This window comes from Phytopseudomonas dryadis (assembly GCF_004327355.1).
Lineage (GTDB): Bacteria > Pseudomonadota > Gammaproteobacteria > Pseudomonadales > Pseudomonadaceae > Aquipseudomonas > Aquipseudomonas dryadis.
The window spans coordinates 159403-173364 of record NZ_QJUM01000005.1 but is presented as its reverse complement, the minus strand read 5'-3'; the positions used below and the strand labels follow the sequence as shown (position 1 = coordinate 173364).

General features: G+C 66.7%; 14 protein-coding genes. 9 read left to right on the top strand and 5 right to left on the bottom strand.

All coding sequences use genetic code 11. The features are described 5' to 3' along the window. Positions 1–238 precede the first annotated feature (238 nt). Together DNK34_RS06140 and DNK34_RS06135 are read left to right on the top strand one after the other, a co-directional pair. Positions 239–1117, top strand: coding sequence for a DNA-3-methyladenine glycosylase family protein (locus DNK34_RS06140; RefSeq protein WP_131173468.1), 879 nt, complete (start codon positions 239–241; stop codon positions 1115–1117). A 1-nt stretch (position 1118) separates the two neighbouring features. After that, complete coding sequence (locus tag DNK34_RS06135) at positions 1119–1616, top strand: methylated-DNA--[protein]-cysteine S-methyltransferase (protein WP_131173469.1); 498 nt, start codon at positions 1119–1121, stop codon at positions 1614–1616. A gap of 9 nt (positions 1617–1625) precedes the next feature. Here DNK34_RS06135 and DNK34_RS06130 read toward each other — a convergent pair whose 3' ends face one another. From DNK34_RS06130 to aroC, 3 genes are all read right to left on the bottom strand, one after another. Next, on the bottom strand, positions 1626–2171 hold the full coding sequence (locus tag DNK34_RS06130) for an acireductone dioxygenase (protein WP_131173470.1): 546 nt from the start codon (positions 2169–2171) through the stop codon (positions 1626–1628). Positions 2172–2242: 71 nt separating this feature from the next. Beyond that, complete coding sequence (locus DNK34_RS06125) at positions 2243–3397, bottom strand: MFS transporter (RefSeq protein WP_131173471.1); 1155 nt, start codon at positions 3395–3397, stop codon at positions 2243–2245. Between the two features lie 97 nt (positions 3398–3494). Beyond that, complete coding sequence (aroC, locus tag DNK34_RS06120) at positions 3495–4586, bottom strand: chorismate synthase (RefSeq protein WP_131173472.1); 1092 nt, start codon at positions 4584–4586, stop codon at positions 3495–3497. 179 nt (positions 4587–4765) lie between these two features. Here aroC and DNK34_RS06115 point away from each other — a divergent pair, with 179 nt between their 5' ends. Beyond that, positions 4766–5746, top strand: coding sequence for an alpha/beta hydrolase (locus tag DNK34_RS06115; RefSeq protein ID WP_131173473.1), 981 nt, complete (start codon positions 4766–4768; stop codon positions 5744–5746). A gap of 47 nt (positions 5747–5793) precedes the next feature. Beyond that, positions 5794–6576 (top strand): hypothetical protein, encoded by a 783-nt coding sequence (locus tag DNK34_RS06110; RefSeq protein ID WP_131173474.1) that lies wholly within the window; start codon positions 5794–5796, stop codon positions 6574–6576. Positions 6577–6835: 259 nt separating this feature from the next. Here the strand turns inward: DNK34_RS06110 and prmB are convergent, their stop codons facing one another. Next, entirely contained in the window at positions 6836–7762 is a 927-nt protein-coding gene (gene prmB, locus DNK34_RS06105; RefSeq protein ID WP_131173475.1) for a 50S ribosomal protein L3 N(5)-glutamine methyltransferase, read from the bottom strand. A 173-nt stretch (positions 7763–7935) separates the two neighbouring features. Here prmB and DNK34_RS06100 point away from each other — a divergent pair, with 173 nt between their 5' ends. The 4 genes from DNK34_RS06100 to folE all read left to right on the top strand — a co-directional run bounded on the left by DNK34_RS06100 (position 7936) and on the right by folE (position 10175). Next, entirely contained in the window at positions 7936–8532 is a 597-nt protein-coding gene (locus DNK34_RS06100; protein ID WP_131173476.1) for a cysteine hydrolase family protein, read from the top strand. Positions 8533–8611: 79 nt separating this feature from the next. Then, positions 8612–8932 (top strand): hypothetical protein, encoded by a 321-nt coding sequence (locus DNK34_RS06095; RefSeq protein WP_131173477.1) that lies wholly within the window; start codon positions 8612–8614, stop codon positions 8930–8932. Positions 8933–8989: 57 nt separating this feature from the next. Continuing rightward, a complete protein-coding gene (locus DNK34_RS06090; protein ID WP_131173478.1) occupies positions 8990–9547 on the top strand; it encodes a Smr/MutS family protein in 558 nt (185 codons plus the stop codon). Between the two features lie 79 nt (positions 9548–9626). Next, positions 9627–10175, top strand: a complete 549-nt coding sequence (gene folE, locus DNK34_RS06085; RefSeq protein WP_131173479.1) for a GTP cyclohydrolase I FolE — start codon at positions 9627–9629, stop codon at positions 10173–10175. 42 nt (positions 10176–10217) lie between these two features. Here folE and DNK34_RS06080 read toward each other — a convergent pair whose 3' ends face one another. Further along, on the bottom strand, positions 10218–11984 hold the full coding sequence (locus DNK34_RS06080; protein WP_131173480.1) for an ABC transporter transmembrane domain-containing protein: 1767 nt from the start codon (positions 11982–11984) through the stop codon (positions 10218–10220). 244 nt (positions 11985–12228) lie between these two features. Here DNK34_RS06080 and DNK34_RS06075 point away from each other — a divergent pair, with 244 nt between their 5' ends. After that, complete coding sequence (locus DNK34_RS06075) at positions 12229–13950, top strand: FAD-dependent oxidoreductase (protein ID WP_131173481.1); 1722 nt, start codon at positions 12229–12231, stop codon at positions 13948–13950. The last annotated feature ends 12 nt before the right edge of the window (positions 13951–13962 follow it).

The window sequence follows — 13962 nt, the reverse complement described above, 5'->3', positions numbered from 1 at the left end:
CGCGACGCTTGTGTGAAGCTCGATCGGCACCGATCGCCGCTGAAGCGCCTCCCACGCAGAGCGGAGCGCCGTCGTCGGCCAGCATGCGGTCCTCCGAAGATGCGGAGACGGCTGCTACAGGCGCACGGCTTCATTCCAGCGTATCGGCGGGGCTCGCCTGCCGCCTGCCATCCAGCGCGGCATTTGAAAGTCACTTTTCACGCTGACAAGGCCCGGTCTCGCGGTTATCGTCAGCGCCATGAACGCCAACGAACCTATCCTACTGACCTACCGAGCCCCCTGGAACTGGCAGCAGTTCCATGACCATTTCCAGCTGCGCGCCATTGCCGGGCAGGAGCGCCTCGAGGCACAGGGCTACTGGCGAAGCTTTCGCCTCGACGGCATCAGCGGCTGGTTCGGCGTACGGGCCCTGCCCGACCAGCAGGCCCTGGCGCTGCACCACGGCCCCTCGGCGAAAGCCTGCCTGCCAGCACTGATCCGACGCGTGCGGCGCATGTTCGATCTGGATGCCGATCCGGCGGGCATCGCCGCCCACTTTGCCGAGGATCAGCTACTGGCCCCCCTGCTCGCCCGCAACCCGGGCTTGCGCCTGCTCACCGCTTTCGATCCTTTCGAACAGGCGGTGCGGGCCATCGTCGGCCAGCAGGTCACGGTCAAGGCCGCGGTGACCATCAGCGGGCGCCTGCTCAACCGCCTCGGCGAGCCCCTGCTGGACGCTCCCGCGGGCATCGACCGGCTGTTCCCGACGCCCGCCGCCATCGCCGCGGCCAACCTGGATGGCATCGGCATGCCCGGCAAACGCGTGCAGACCCTGCAACATTTCGCCGCACTGGTGGCCGACGGCACACTGCGCCTGGACATCACCCAGGGCAGCGCGGATCTGATCGAGCGCCTGTGCGCCCTGCCCGGCATCGGCCCCTGGACGGCCGAATACATCGCCCTGCGCGCCTTCGGTGACGCAGACGCCTTTCCCGCCAGCGACCTGGGGTTGCTGAAAGCGCCGATCTGGGGCGCCGGGGGCATCAATGCCCGACAACTACAGGCCCAGGCAGAAGCCTGGCGGCCGTGGCGCGCCTATGCGGCGGCCCATCTTTGGCACAACTATTCAGGAGGTTGAGATGTTCTACCGTTACCACGACAGCCCTATTGGCCGCCTGTTCATGGCCGGCGACGAGCAGGGGCTGCAACAGTTGCTCATGGACGTTGAGCGCACGCCCTGGCAGATTGGCGACGACTGGCGTGAGGCAGGCTCGCAACTGGATGAAGCCAGCCGCCAGCTCGACCAATACTTCAGCGGCCGCCGCCAGCGCTTCGAGTTGCGACTCAATCCCCAGGGCACGCCGTTCCAGCAGGCCGTCTGGCGCGCCTTGCTGGAAATTCCGTTCGGCCGCCTCGACAGCTACAGCGCCCTGGCACAGCGTATAGACAGACCCAAGGCGGTACGCGCCGTCGGCGCAGCCAATGGCGCCAACCCGATCTGCATCATCATTCCCTGCCACCGGGTCATCGGCCGCGACGGCAGCCTGACCGGTTTTGCCGGCGGCCTGCCGCGCAAGCAACTGTTGCTGGAACTGGAAGGTGCCGTACCCAGGCCGCAGGCTTCACTGTTCGACTGAAGCTCCGGCTCAGTCTTCCAGCCGCGGGAAGGAAGCGGCGATCCCGTCGCCGCTCGGCGTTCCCTCTGCCGCGCTCCCAGCCGACAAGCGCACCATCGCACAACGAGGGAACTCGCCCAGATCGAACCAGTGGCGGGTGCCAGCCGGTACCGAGACCAGGGCGTTGCGCTCACCCAGTAGCGCATACACATATTCGCCGACATGCAGGCTCAACAGCCCCTGCCCGGCCAGAAACAGATAGAGCTGCGTGCTATCCACAACGACTTCCTGCGGCGGATCGACGGGCTTATCGTCTTCCCTTGGCCAGCGGCGCTGGTCGATGCTGGTCACCTCCACGAGACCCAGATCGTGATCACGCTTCAGTTGCTCCAGCGATCCGTCAATCGCGGCTAGGATATCCTCTTGCGCCGCGCCGGCCTGCAATTTGACGTCGAGATCCAGAACGCTGAAATCGATACCGGCCACAGCCAGCGTACTGGCGATGTCCTCGGCGTGCCCCAGTACCTTGTTGGGGATATCGGGACTGGACTGATGATGGACGCTCAGGCGGCTCATGGAAGAAATCCCTTATGTAAGTACTCGCCGCCCCGCGGGCAGCTTGATTTGACCCGTAACTCAGGCAGCGCTCATGGTCGCGCCGGATCGGCCGTGCGTCTGGCCATGATAACCGCTGCGCCCAGGGCGGCCAGACCGGCCAGGGCGAAGGTCCACTGCGGGCCCAGGCTGTTCCAGCTGTAGCCGGCATACAGCGCGCCCAGGGCACCGCCGATACCGGCCAGGGAGGCGTACAACGCCTGGCCCTGGCCCTGCTGGCGGGCACCGAAGCTGCGCTGCACGAAGCTGATCGAGGCGGCATGGAAACTGCCGAAGGTGGCGGCGTGCAGAACCTGGGCGAACAGCAGCAGCGCCAGGTGCTCGGCCTCGAAGCCCATCAGCAGCCAGCGCACGGCGGCGACCAGAAAGCTGGCGACCAGCACCTGGCGCAGGCTGAAATGCCTGAGCAGGCGCGCCATGCCCATGAACATCAGCACCTCGGCCACCACCCCCAGCGCCCAGAGCATGCCGATCAGCCCGCGACTGTAGCCGAGCTGTTCCAGGTGGATGCTGAGGAAGGTGTAGTACGGCCCGTGGGACAGCTGCATCAGCGCCACGCATAGGTAAAAGGCCAGCACGCCGGGTTGTTTCAGTTGCTGCACGAAGCCGCCGCGGTTTACCGATTGCGAAGACGCCAGCGGCTGGGCGTCCGGCACCCAGAAGCTGCTCAGGGCGATGCCGGTGATAATCAGCAGCAGGGCCCAGGGATAGATATCCAGGCTGAACCAGTCGAAGGCCTTGCCCAGGCCGACCACACTGAGAATGAAGCCGATGGAGCCCCACAGGCGGATCTGCGCATAACGGGTCGACTGCTCGCGCAGATGCGCCAGGGTGATGACCTCGAACTGCGGCAGCACCGCGTGCCAGAAGAAGGCGTGCAAGGCCATCACCATGGCCAGCCAGGCGTAACTCTGGCTGACGAAGATCAGGCTCAGGCTGAGCAGCGTGCACAAGGCACCAAGGCGCACGATCAACAAGCGCCTGCCGCTGTAATCGCCCAGCCAGCCCCACAGATTCGGCGCGATGCAACGCATCAGCATCGGGATGGCCACCAGCTCGCCGATACGCGCCGGCGAGAACCCCAGATGCGCGAAATACAAACCCAGGAACGGCGCGGTGGCACCGAGCAGCGCGAAGTAGAACAGGTAGAAGCCGGACAGGCGCCAGTAAGGCAAGGCCGAACTCATGACGTAGCCTGGGTTGAGCGCAGCGATACCCGGGAGGTTCCGCGTTGGGTATCGCTTCGCTCAGCACGAAGCGCTCCGCCCAACCCCACAGGAGCGATCACAGTTGCGGCAGCACCGGCGTACTCACGCGCACATCGGCGTTCTGCGCGCGATGGCGCAGCAGGTGGTCCATCAGCACGATGGCCATCATCGCCTCGGCGATGGGCGTCGCCCGGATGCCCACGCAGGGATCGTGGCGGCCCTTGGTGATCACCTGCGCCGGTGCGCCATGGATATCGATGGAGCGTCCGGGCGTGGTGATGCTCGAGGTCGGCTTGAGGGCCAGGTGGGCGACGATCGGCTGACCGCTGGAAATGCCGCCGAGAATGCCGCCGGCATGGTTGCCAACGAAGCCCTCGGGCGTCAGCTCGTCGCGGTGTTCGCTGCCGCGCTGGGCGACCGAGGCGAAACCGGCGCCGATTTCCACGCCCTTGACCGCGTTGATGCTCATCAGCGCGTGGGCCAGTTCGGCGTCCAGGCGGTCGAAGATCGGCTCGCCCAGGCCCGGCATCACGCCTTCGGCGACCACGCTGATCTTCGCCCCGACCGAATCCTGATCGCGGCGCAGCTGATCCATGTAGGCCTCCAGCTCCGGCACCTTGTCCGGGTCGGGGCTGAAGAAGGCGTTCTGCTCCACCGCGTCCCAGCTCTTGAACGGAATTTCGATGGGCCCGAGCTGGCTCATGTAGCCACGGATGACGATACCCTGGCTGGCCAGGTACTTCTTGGCGATGGCGCCGGCGGCCACGCGCATGGCGGTTTCCCGCGCCGAACTGCGACCGCCGCCACGGTAGTCGCGGATGCCGTACTTGTGGTGGTAGGTGTAATCGGCGTGGGCCGGGCGGAACAGATCCTTGATCGCCGAGTAGTCCTTGGACTTCTGGTCGGTGTTGCGGATCAGCAGGCCGATGGAACAGCCCGTGGTCTTGCCTTCGAACACCCCGGAGAGGATTTCCACCTCGTCGGCTTCCTGGCGCTGGGTGGTGTGCCGGCTGGTGCCGGGCTTGCGCCGATCGAGATCACGCTGCAGATCGTCCAGGGAAATATCCAGCCCCGGCGGGCAGCCGTCGACAATGGCGACCAGCGCCGGGCCATGGCTCTCGCCTGCCGTGGTGACGGTGAACAGCTTGCCGAAGGTATTGCCGGACATAGCACGGGCTCCGAGACGATTCGATCAACGGCCCGCGACGCAACGACAGGCCCATCAGATAAGCCGGTTAGTATACCCTCAGGCGTACACCGGGATCACCCTTTGCGGCCAATGGCGAACGGGCGAACCTTAACCCGCGCTCAGCGTCCAACTGACTCCGCCATCACCGTGCAATCACCATGCTGCGAGCCCTGCTGTTGACCCTTTCCCTGTTCACCGGCCTGACCCAGGCCGCACCGATTCTGCGCAACCCGATCAGCCTGGATACCGGCCAGGGTGTCCTGCAGGGTTCACTGATGCTGCCGCAGCGTTCCCATGCGCTCCCCGTGGCGCTGCTGATCGCCGGTTCCGGCCCCACCGACCGCAACGGCAACAACCCCGGCGGCGGTCATAACGACAGCCTGCGTCGCCTGGCCCAGGTGCTGGCCCAGCACGGCATCGCCAGCGTGCGCTACGACAAGCGCGGTATCGCCGCCAGCCACGCGGCCACCCCCCATGAGCGCGACCTCAGCGTCGAGCGCTATGTCGCCGACGCGGTGGCCTGGGGCAGGAAGCTGCAGCAGGACAAACGGTTCAACCGGCTGATCCTGATCGGCCACAGCGAAGGCGCCCTGATCGCCAGCCTGGCCGCCCCCGAGGCCGGTGCCGATGCGCTGATCGCCATCGCTGGCAGCGCCCGCCCCATCGACCAGTTGCTGCAAGCGCAACTGCGCGACCGCCTGCCACCCAGGCTGCGCGGCGAGAGCGACGCCCTGCTCGCGGCGTTGCGCGAAGGCCGCCAGGTGCCCGAGGTAACGGACGAACTGACCGTGCTGTTCCGCCCCAGCGTGCAGCCCTACCTGATCTCCCTGTTCCGCCAGGACCCTGCCGCCGCCTTCGCCCGGGTGCGGGTGCCGGCGCTGATCCTCCAGGGCGATCACGACATCCAGGTCAGCGTGCAGGACGCCAAGGCCCTGCAGGCGGCCAAGCCCGACGCGCAGTTGCAGATCGTCGGCGGCATGAACCATGTGATGCGCATCGTGCCACTGGAGCTGAAGGCGCAACTGGCCTCCTACGACAACCCCGATCTGCCCTTGGCGCGCGCCCTGACCGAGGGTATCGTCCGTTTCATCGAAACACTGCCCCCTGCAGAAAACGGCATCGCTGCCGATAGCTACTGAGCCAACGCACCGAACGCGGTGGCCCCCTGTGCACAGGATCGCCGCCCATGACCGATAGCCAAACGCCCGCCACCGCCGACGAAGCCGAGAAGGTCGAGCCGGCTCACCCGTGGGCACAGCTGGCGCCCGAGCACTTTCGTCTGCTGCGCCTGGCGCCCTTGCCCATCGACCGCCATACCGGTGCCCGCCCGCTGCGTTTCGTGCAACTGGGCCGGGTCGAGCGTCACAGCAAGGAGCACAGCCTGCTGCGCCTGAGCATTCAACTGCCGGGACAGAAGGTGCGCAAGGAACAGAACGTGCTGGAGCTCTGGCTCGACCACCGCAACAAGGAAGCGCGTTTCGGGCCGGACAGCGGCCTCAACCTGGAACCGCAGAACCGTGGCCTCGGGCGTTTTCTCCTGGCCCAGGCCGCGGCCTGGGCCAAGCAGCATTGCGCCCATTACACTGTCGAGAGCGGCGCCCTGCCCGCCCGCGATGCCCTGGCCGAGGACGCCCGGGCGCGCCGGGATCACTGTCTCAAGGCGCAAGGCTTCGCCGTGGAATACCAGGATGCGCTGCAACTCAAGGCGCACTACTCGGCCTCGCGCATCAGCGCGTTGCACAGCGACTGGCAGGCGGAAAAAGTGCAGTTCGTCGAGCAGCTCGACGCCGCGCAGATGCTGCAACAGGCGGATCAGAACCTGCGTGAACAGGATGTGCAGATCCGCAAACAGAATGAGCAGATCGAGCAACTCAAACGCGAAGATGGCGGGCTGCGCTTCACCATCACCTGCCTGGTCGCTTTCTGCCTGTTCCAGGCCGGATTGCTGATCTGGATCGCCACCCGCTGAGCCAGCGCCGCAGGCTGGAAGATACCATCCCGCTCAACGCTCTCCTGCGCATGATCACCAGACGAATCCCGCCGCACCAACGGGTGTAGGAGCCCCGACCTCGGGGCGATGCGACCTCGGCGGCCCCGCACAATCCGCATCACGGCCAGCATTCGCGGCGAGGTCGCCGCTCCTACAACGAATTCCGGCACGCGTAGGGTGGAAGACGCTGTTTTCTTCCACCACCCCAACGCCTTCTCTCAGCGCTGGAAAAGAGCGCCTAGCAGCGCTGGCGGAACAGCTCCCGATGCGCACGGCACTGCTCGGCGGACAGCATGAACACGCCATGGCCGCCCTGGGCGAAGGTCAGCCAGGTGAAGTCCACTTCCGGGTACAACGCCTCGACATGCACCTGGCTGTTGCCCACCTCGACGATCAGCAGCCCCCTGTCGTTCAGGTGGTCGGCCGCCTCGGCCAGCATGCGCCGCACCAGATCCAGGCCGTCGTCGCCACAGGCCAGGCCCATGGCCGGCTCGTGCTGGTACTCGGCGGGCATGTCGGCGAAATCCTCGGCATCGACATAGGGCGGGTTGGACACGATCAGATCGAAGCGTTGCCCGGGCAGACCGGCGAAGCCATCGCCCTGCACCGTGTACACGCGCTCCTCGAGGCCATGCCGTTCGATATTGCGGTTGGCCACCTCCAGCGCCTCGAAGGACAGGTCGCCCAGCACCACTTCGGCCTCGAGGAACTCGTAGGCACAGGCGATGCCGATGCAACCGGAGCCAGTGCACAAGTCGAGGATCCGCGCCGGCTCGCCCGGCAGCCAGGGGCTGAAGCGCTGCTCGATCAGTTCGCCAATGGGCGAGCGCGGCACCAGCACACGCTCATCGACGATAAAGGGCAAGCCACAGAACCAGGCCTCGCCGAGCAGATAGGCGGTCGGCACGCGTTCCTCGATACGCCGCCGCAGCAAGGCATGCAGGTGGCGCTGCTCGTCTTCCTCCAGACGGCAGTCGAGGTAGCTGTCGGCGATTTCCCAGGGCAGGTGCAAGGCGCCGAGCACCAGTTGCCGGGCCTCGTCCCAGGCATTGTCGGTACCGTGCCCGAAGAACAGTTCCTCGCCCTGGAACCGGCTCACGGCCCAACGGATGTAATCGCGTAGCGTACGCAGGCGGGTGTTCAGGGCTGGGCTGGTATCGGTCACGAAACGGCTCCGGGCAAAAGCCGGAAGTTTAGCAGGCGTGTCCGGCTTTGCATGCCCGGCCCGCTGAAACGATTCATCCGGCCGCCGGGGCAATACCACCAACAGAGAGGTTCACAGCAGCCTCGGACAGGCGGACAATGCGCATTGTCATCCGCGCCAGCAAGGAGTCGTTCATGTCCCACCCGCAAACGTTCTATCAGCTCACCGGCCGCGGTCATGCGCCTGCCAGCCTGAGCAATGCGACTCTACTGGTCATCGACGCACAGGAAGAATACCGCAGCGGCGTCGTGCAGTTGCCGGGGCTGGACGCCGCTCTCGCGGAAATCGCCAAGTTGCTGGACGCGGCGCGGCGCCTGGGCGGCTCCATCGTTCACGTCAAGCACCTGGGCATCCCCGGCGGCCTGCTCGATCCCCGCGGCCCGCGCGGCGCGCACCTGCCCGAGGTCGCCCCGCTGCCCGGCGAGATCGTCGTCGAGAAGCGCATGCCCAATGCCTTTTCCGGTACCGACCTGCACGAGAAGCTGCAATCCCTCGGCCATCTGGATCTGGTGGTGTGCGGGTTCATGACCCACTCCAGCATCAGCACCACCATCCGCGCCACCAAGGATTACGGCTACCGCTGCACCGTGGTCGACGCCGCCTGCGCCACCCGCGACCTGCCGACACCCGACGGCCAGGTCATCAGCGCCGCCGAGATGCACCGTTTCGAGATGATCGCCCTGGCCGACAATTTCGCCGCCTGGGTGCCCGAGGCCAGCGCCCTGATCTGAACCGCTGAAACCGCAGCGCGTGAACCCCGTTCGATCCTGCCGGTCATAGGCCGATAACCCAGCGAGGAAATGCGAACCCATGAAGCTATCCGACGGTTTCGACGCCCGCCGCCTTCGCCCGCGTGAGCCGGGCCACTGGCGTCTGCGCGTCGCCGCCGCGCTGGCCGTGCTGTTCGCCACCTTCGGCGTGTTGTTGGCGATGGCCGGCACCGCCACCCTGCTGGGCCGCCCGCCGGCCCTCGGCAGCCTCAACGACTCCCCAACCGATGCCACGGTGCTGCTGGTCGTCGGCCTGCTCCTGCTCTGGGGCGGCGTGGCCGGCTGGCGCCGATGTCGCCGGCGCATGCGCCGTACCTCCGACCTGGCCATGTCGCCGCACCTGATGAAAAAACGCGACTGACGCCTGCAGCGCTCCCCGATCAGGCTGGGTACACTAGCGGCCTCAGTGGAGGCCCCGATGCAAGACGACGATTTTTCCCTGTTCAAAGCCGAGCTGCGTGGCGTCAAGCCGATCAAGCACGATCGCGCCGACACCGGCAAGCCCAAGCGTGACCGGGCCCGCCTGGCCACCCTGCGCCAGGCCGCCACGGTGCGTACCGATACGCTCAAGGTCGATGGCCTGTCGGACCAGTTCGTCATCGACGTCGGCGCCGAAGATCCCCTCGACTGGGCGGGCAACGGCGTGCAGGAAGGCCAGATGCGCAAGCTCAAGCTCGGCCAGATCCCCTTCGACGGCAGCCTCGACCTGCACGGCATGACCGTCGAGAAGGCCCGCGACACGCTCTGGGAATTCCTCGCCGAGGCCAGCAAGCTGGAGGTGCGCTGCGTGCGCGTGACCCACGGCAAGGCCGTACGCATGGACGGCCGCAAGCCGATGATCAAGAGCCACGTCAACACCTGGCTGCGTCAGCACCCGCAGGTGCTGGGCTTCACTTCCTGCCTGGCCAGGCACGGCGGCACGGGCGCGGTCTACGTGATGCTGCGCCGCACCATGCTGGATGGCCGCGACGACTAGCTTCGGCTTGCCGACCGCAGCCAGTTCCCCTACCCTGCGCGCCAGCTTTTACCTCACCGAATACCCCACAGGTGGATCCATGTCTCTGGAACAGCACTACACCGCGATTCTCGGCCAGCTCGGCGAGGACGTTTCCCGCGAAGGCCTGCTCGATACGCCCAAGCGCGCGGCCAAGGCCATGCAGTACCTCTGCCGCGGCTACCAGCAGACCCTCGAAGAGGTCACCAACGGCGCGCTGTTCAGTTCCGACGCCAGCGAAATGGTGCTGGTCAAGAACATCGAGCTATATTCGCTGTGCGAGCACCACCTGCTGCCCTTCATCGGCAAGGCCCATGTGGCCTACATCCCCAGCGGCAAGGTACTGGGGCTGTCGAAGGTGGCGCGCATCGTCGACATGTACGCCCGCCGCCTGCAGATCCAGGAGAACCTCAGCCGGCAGATCGCCGAGGCCGTGCAACGGGTCACCGGCGCCATGGGCGTGGCCGTGGTCATCGAAGCGCAGCACATGTGCATGATGATGCGCGGGGTGGAGAAGCAGAACTCCTCCATGGTCACCTCGGTGATGCTCGGCGAGTTCCGCGAGAACGCCGCCACCCGCAGCGAATTCCTCAGCCTGATCAATCCGTAGGATGGGTGCCAACCCATCGCAATTGATGGGTTGGCACCCATCCTACGACCGCTCGCCGAACTGCAACTGCGCCAGACGCGCATACAGCGGGTTGCTGCCGACCAGCTCGGCATGCCGGCCCACGGCGACCAGGCGACCGTGATCGAGGACGGCGATGCGGTCGGCGCTCTTCACCGTGGCCAGGCGGTGGGCGATCACCAAAGTCGTGCGCCCGCGCATCAGGCCCGGCAGAGCCTGTTGGATCAGGTGTTCGCTTTCCGCATCCAGCGCGCTGGTGGCTTCATCCAGCAGCAGGATCGGCGCATCCACCAATAGCGCCCGGGCAATCGCCAGGCGCTGGCGCTGACCGCCGGAAAGCCCCAGGCCGGCATCGCCCAGATGGGTCTGATAGCCCTCGGGCAGCTTCATGATGAAGTCATGGGCATGGGCGGCCCGTGCGGCGGCCTCGACCTCGGCCGCGCTGGCGTCGAGCCGTCCGTAGCGGATGTTGTCCTCCACGCTGCCGAAGAACAGCGCCGGATTCTGCGACACCAGGGCGAAGCTGCGGCGCAACTCATGGGGATCGAGGCGCTCGATGGGCTGCCCGTCGATGAGGATGCGCCCCTGCTGCGGGTCGAAGAAGCGCAGCAGCAGGTCGAACAGGGTGGACTTGCCTGCCCCCGACGGGCCGACGATGGCCAGGGTCTCGCCCGGCGCGATGCTCAGATCGATGGCGTCGATGGCCCGGCTATCCGGGCGCGACGGGTAGGCGAAGACCACTTGCTGCAGCGCTATGCGCCCCTGCACCGGCTGCGCCAGCGGCAGTGCCGATTCGGCCGGGGCGACTATCTCGTTGCGCGCCTGCAACAGCTCGGCGATGCGCTCGGCGGCCCCGGCGGCGCGCTGCAACTCGCCGATGACCTCGCTGAGGGTGCCGAACGAGGAGCCGACGATCAGGCTGTAGAACACGAACGCCGCCAGTTCGCCGCCGCTGATGCGCCCGGCGATCACATCCATGCCGCCGACCCAGAGCATCACCCCGACCGCACCGAGCACCAGCACGATCACCACGGTGATCAGCCAGGCACGCTGGGCGATGCGTTTGCGCGCGGTGTCGAACGCCGCCTCGGCGGACAGGCCGAAACGACGCTGATCCTCGGCCTGGTGGTTGTAGGCCTGCACCGTCTTGATCTGCCCCAGCACCTCGCCGACATAGCTGCCGACATCGGCCACGCGATCCTGGCTGAGCCGCGACAGCTCGCGCACCCGACGGCCGAAAATGAGTATCGGCGCCACCACCAGCGGCAGTGCCAGCAGCACGATGCCGCTGAGCTTGGGATTGGTGACGATGAGCAGCGCCATGCCGCCGACGAGCATGATCAGGTTGCGCAGCGCCATCGACAGCGAGGAGCCGATCACCGATTGCAGCAGGGTGGTGTCCGCGGTCAGGCGCGACTGGATTTCCGAGCTGCGGTTGCGCTCGTAGAAGCCTGGGTGCAGGCCGATCAGGTGGTTGAACACGCGCTTGCGGATGTCGGCGACGAAACGTTCACCGACCCACGACACCAGGTAGAAACGGGTATAGGTACCGATCGCCAGGGCGATGACCAGCACGAAGAACAACAGGATGGAATGGCGCAGCGCCTCCGGCGACTGGGTGGCCAGGCCCTGGTCGACCAGCAGTTTGATGCCCTGGCCCATGGACAGGGTGATGGCCGCGGTGAACAGCAGCGCCAGCAGCGCACCGGCCACTCGCCAGCGATAGGGTGCGATAAACGCCCACGCCATGCGCAGGGCGCCGCGCTGGCGGGAAGACAGAATGGCTGGCATGGATGGGCTCGAGGGCTGATGGCAGAAGGGGTCTGGGCCACTAGATGGGGGCGCTGGCGGGTAACATCAAGCGCCCCGGCCACGATAAGGCTCGACGCAGGCGAACCTTGGCGACGGCCCAGTCGCGCATCTAGAATATGGAACAAGATTCCAAAAACAATTCCATCACCCAGAGCCTTTCACGACTTCGCGAGCCAAGGCTGGTGCTCGACAGATCGTGAACCGCTTGCCAGGAGCCATCTCGATGCCTGCCGCCATTGCCGATCATCCTCCACTCGAATGCGACCTGCTGGTCGTCGGCTCCGGCGCCGCCGGCCTGGCCGCTGCCGTGACCGCCGCCTGGCATGGGCAGAAGGTCATCCTGGTGGAGAAGGACAGCGTACTCGGCGGGGCGACGGCCTGGTCGGGCGGCTGGGCCTGGGTGCCGCGCAATCCCCTGGCGCGCCGCGCCGGCATCGTCGAAGACATCGAACAGCCACGCACCTACCTGCGTCACGAGTTGGGCGAGCACTACGACAGCGAACGCGTCGACGCCTTTCTCGAAGCCTGCCCACACATGGTCGCCTTCTTCGAGCAACACACCGCCCTGCAATTCGCCGATGGCAACGCCATTCCCGACATGCACGGCGATACGCCCGGTGCTGCGACGGGCGGCCATCAGCTCATCGCCGCGCCCTACGATGCCCGCCAGGTGCTGGATCTGTTGCCACGGCTGCGCAAGACCCTGCGCGAGACCTCGTTCATGGGCATGCCGATCATGGCCGGCGCGGACCTGGCCGCCTTTCTCAACATGACCCGCTCGCCCAAGGCGCTGGGGCATGTGATCCGCCGCTTCGCGACCCATCTCTACCACCTGGCGCGCTATGGCCGGGCCATGCACCTGGTCAATGGCGTGGCGCTGGTGGCCCGCCTGGCGCGCTCCGCCGCCGACCTGGGCGTGCAACTGATCGAGTCGGCGCCGGTGGTGCGCCTGCTGCAAGAGGATGGTCGCGTGACCGGTGCGGTGGTGAAACGCGCGGAGGGCGAACGGCCTATCCAGGCCCGCGCGGTGATTCTCGCCGCCGGCGGCTTTCCCAACGATAACCTTCGCCGCCAGCAACTGTTCCCCGGCGAGACCAGCGGCCACGACAACCTGGCGCTGCCACCGCTGTCCTGCTCGGGCGACGGCCTGCGTCTGGGCGAAGCGGTCGGCGGCCGGGTGGCCACCGACCTGAAGTCGCCGGTGGCCTGGGCGCCGGTGTCCAGGGTGCCCTATCGCGACGGCAGCGTCGGCCACTTCCCGCACATCATCGAACGCGGCAAACCGGGTATCATCGGCGTACTGGCCAATGGCAAGCGCTTCGTCAACGAGGCCCACGGTTACTATGACTACGTGGCGGCGATGGTCGCCGCCACCGAGGAGGGTCAGCCACCCTGTTCCTGGCTGATCTGCGATCACCGCTTCCAGCGCCGCTACGGCCTGGGCTTCGCCCGCCCCGCCCCGGTGCCGCTGTGGCCGCTGCTGCGCAGCGGCTACCTGAAACGCGCCGCCACGCTGGAGCAACTGGCATCGCAGTGCGGCATCGATCCGGTCGCGCTCGCCACCACCGTGGCCCGCTTCAACCAGCATGCGCGCCAGGGCGAGGACCCCGAGTTCGGCCGTGGCAGCACGGCCTTCAACCGCAAACAGGGCGATCCCCTGTATCCGGGGCCCAACCCCTGCGTCGCGCCGATCGAACACGGCCCCTTCTACGCAGTCAAAGTACAGCCAGGCTGCTTCGGCACCTTCGCCGGTCTGAAAACCGACGCCTCGGCACGGGTACTCGATATCCAGGATCAGCCGATTGCCGGCCTCTACGCCGCCGGCAGCGATATGGCCAGCGTGTTCGGTGGTCACTACCCGTCCGGAGGCATCAACCTCGGGCCGGCCCTGACCTTCGGCTATATCGCGGCCCGCCATGCCGCCGGTGTCAGCCGCTACGAATAGCCAATAGCCGGC

Bases quoted from the DNA above. Each gene is read 5' to 3' on its own strand.
- DNK34_RS06140 (WP_131173468.1), top strand. From the start codon at position 239: ATGAACGCCAACGAACCTATCCTACTGACCTACCGAGCCCCCTGGAAC.
- DNK34_RS06135 (WP_131173469.1), top strand. From the start codon at position 1,119: ATGTTCTACCGTTACCACGACAGCCCTATTGGCCGCCTGTTCATGGCC.
- DNK34_RS06130 (WP_131173470.1), bottom strand. From the start codon at position 2,171: ATGAGCCGCCTGAGCGTCCATCATCAGTCCAGTCCCGATATCCCCAAC.
- DNK34_RS06125 (WP_131173471.1), bottom strand. From the start codon at position 3,397: ATGAGTTCGGCCTTGCCTTACTGGCGCCTGTCCGGCTTCTACCTGTTC.
- aroC (WP_131173472.1), bottom strand. From the start codon at position 4,586: ATGTCCGGCAATACCTTCGGCAAGCTGTTCACCGTCACCACGGCAGGC.
- DNK34_RS06115 (WP_131173473.1), top strand. From the start codon at position 4,766: ATGCTGCGAGCCCTGCTGTTGACCCTTTCCCTGTTCACCGGCCTGACC.
- DNK34_RS06110 (WP_131173474.1), top strand. From the start codon at position 5,794: ATGACCGATAGCCAAACGCCCGCCACCGCCGACGAAGCCGAGAAGGTC.
- DNK34_RS06100 (WP_131173476.1), top strand. From the start codon at position 7,936: ATGTCCCACCCGCAAACGTTCTATCAGCTCACCGGCCGCGGTCATGCG.
- DNK34_RS06095 (WP_131173477.1), top strand. From the start codon at position 8,612: ATGAAGCTATCCGACGGTTTCGACGCCCGCCGCCTTCGCCCGCGTGAG.
- DNK34_RS06090 (WP_131173478.1), top strand. From the start codon at position 8,990: ATGCAAGACGACGATTTTTCCCTGTTCAAAGCCGAGCTGCGTGGCGTC.
- folE (WP_131173479.1), top strand. From the start codon at position 9,627: ATGTCTCTGGAACAGCACTACACCGCGATTCTCGGCCAGCTCGGCGAG.
- DNK34_RS06080 (WP_131173480.1), bottom strand. From the start codon at position 11,984: ATGCCAGCCATTCTGTCTTCCCGCCAGCGCGGCGCCCTGCGCATGGCG.
- DNK34_RS06075 (WP_131173481.1), top strand. From the start codon at position 12,229: ATGCCTGCCGCCATTGCCGATCATCCTCCACTCGAATGCGACCTGCTG.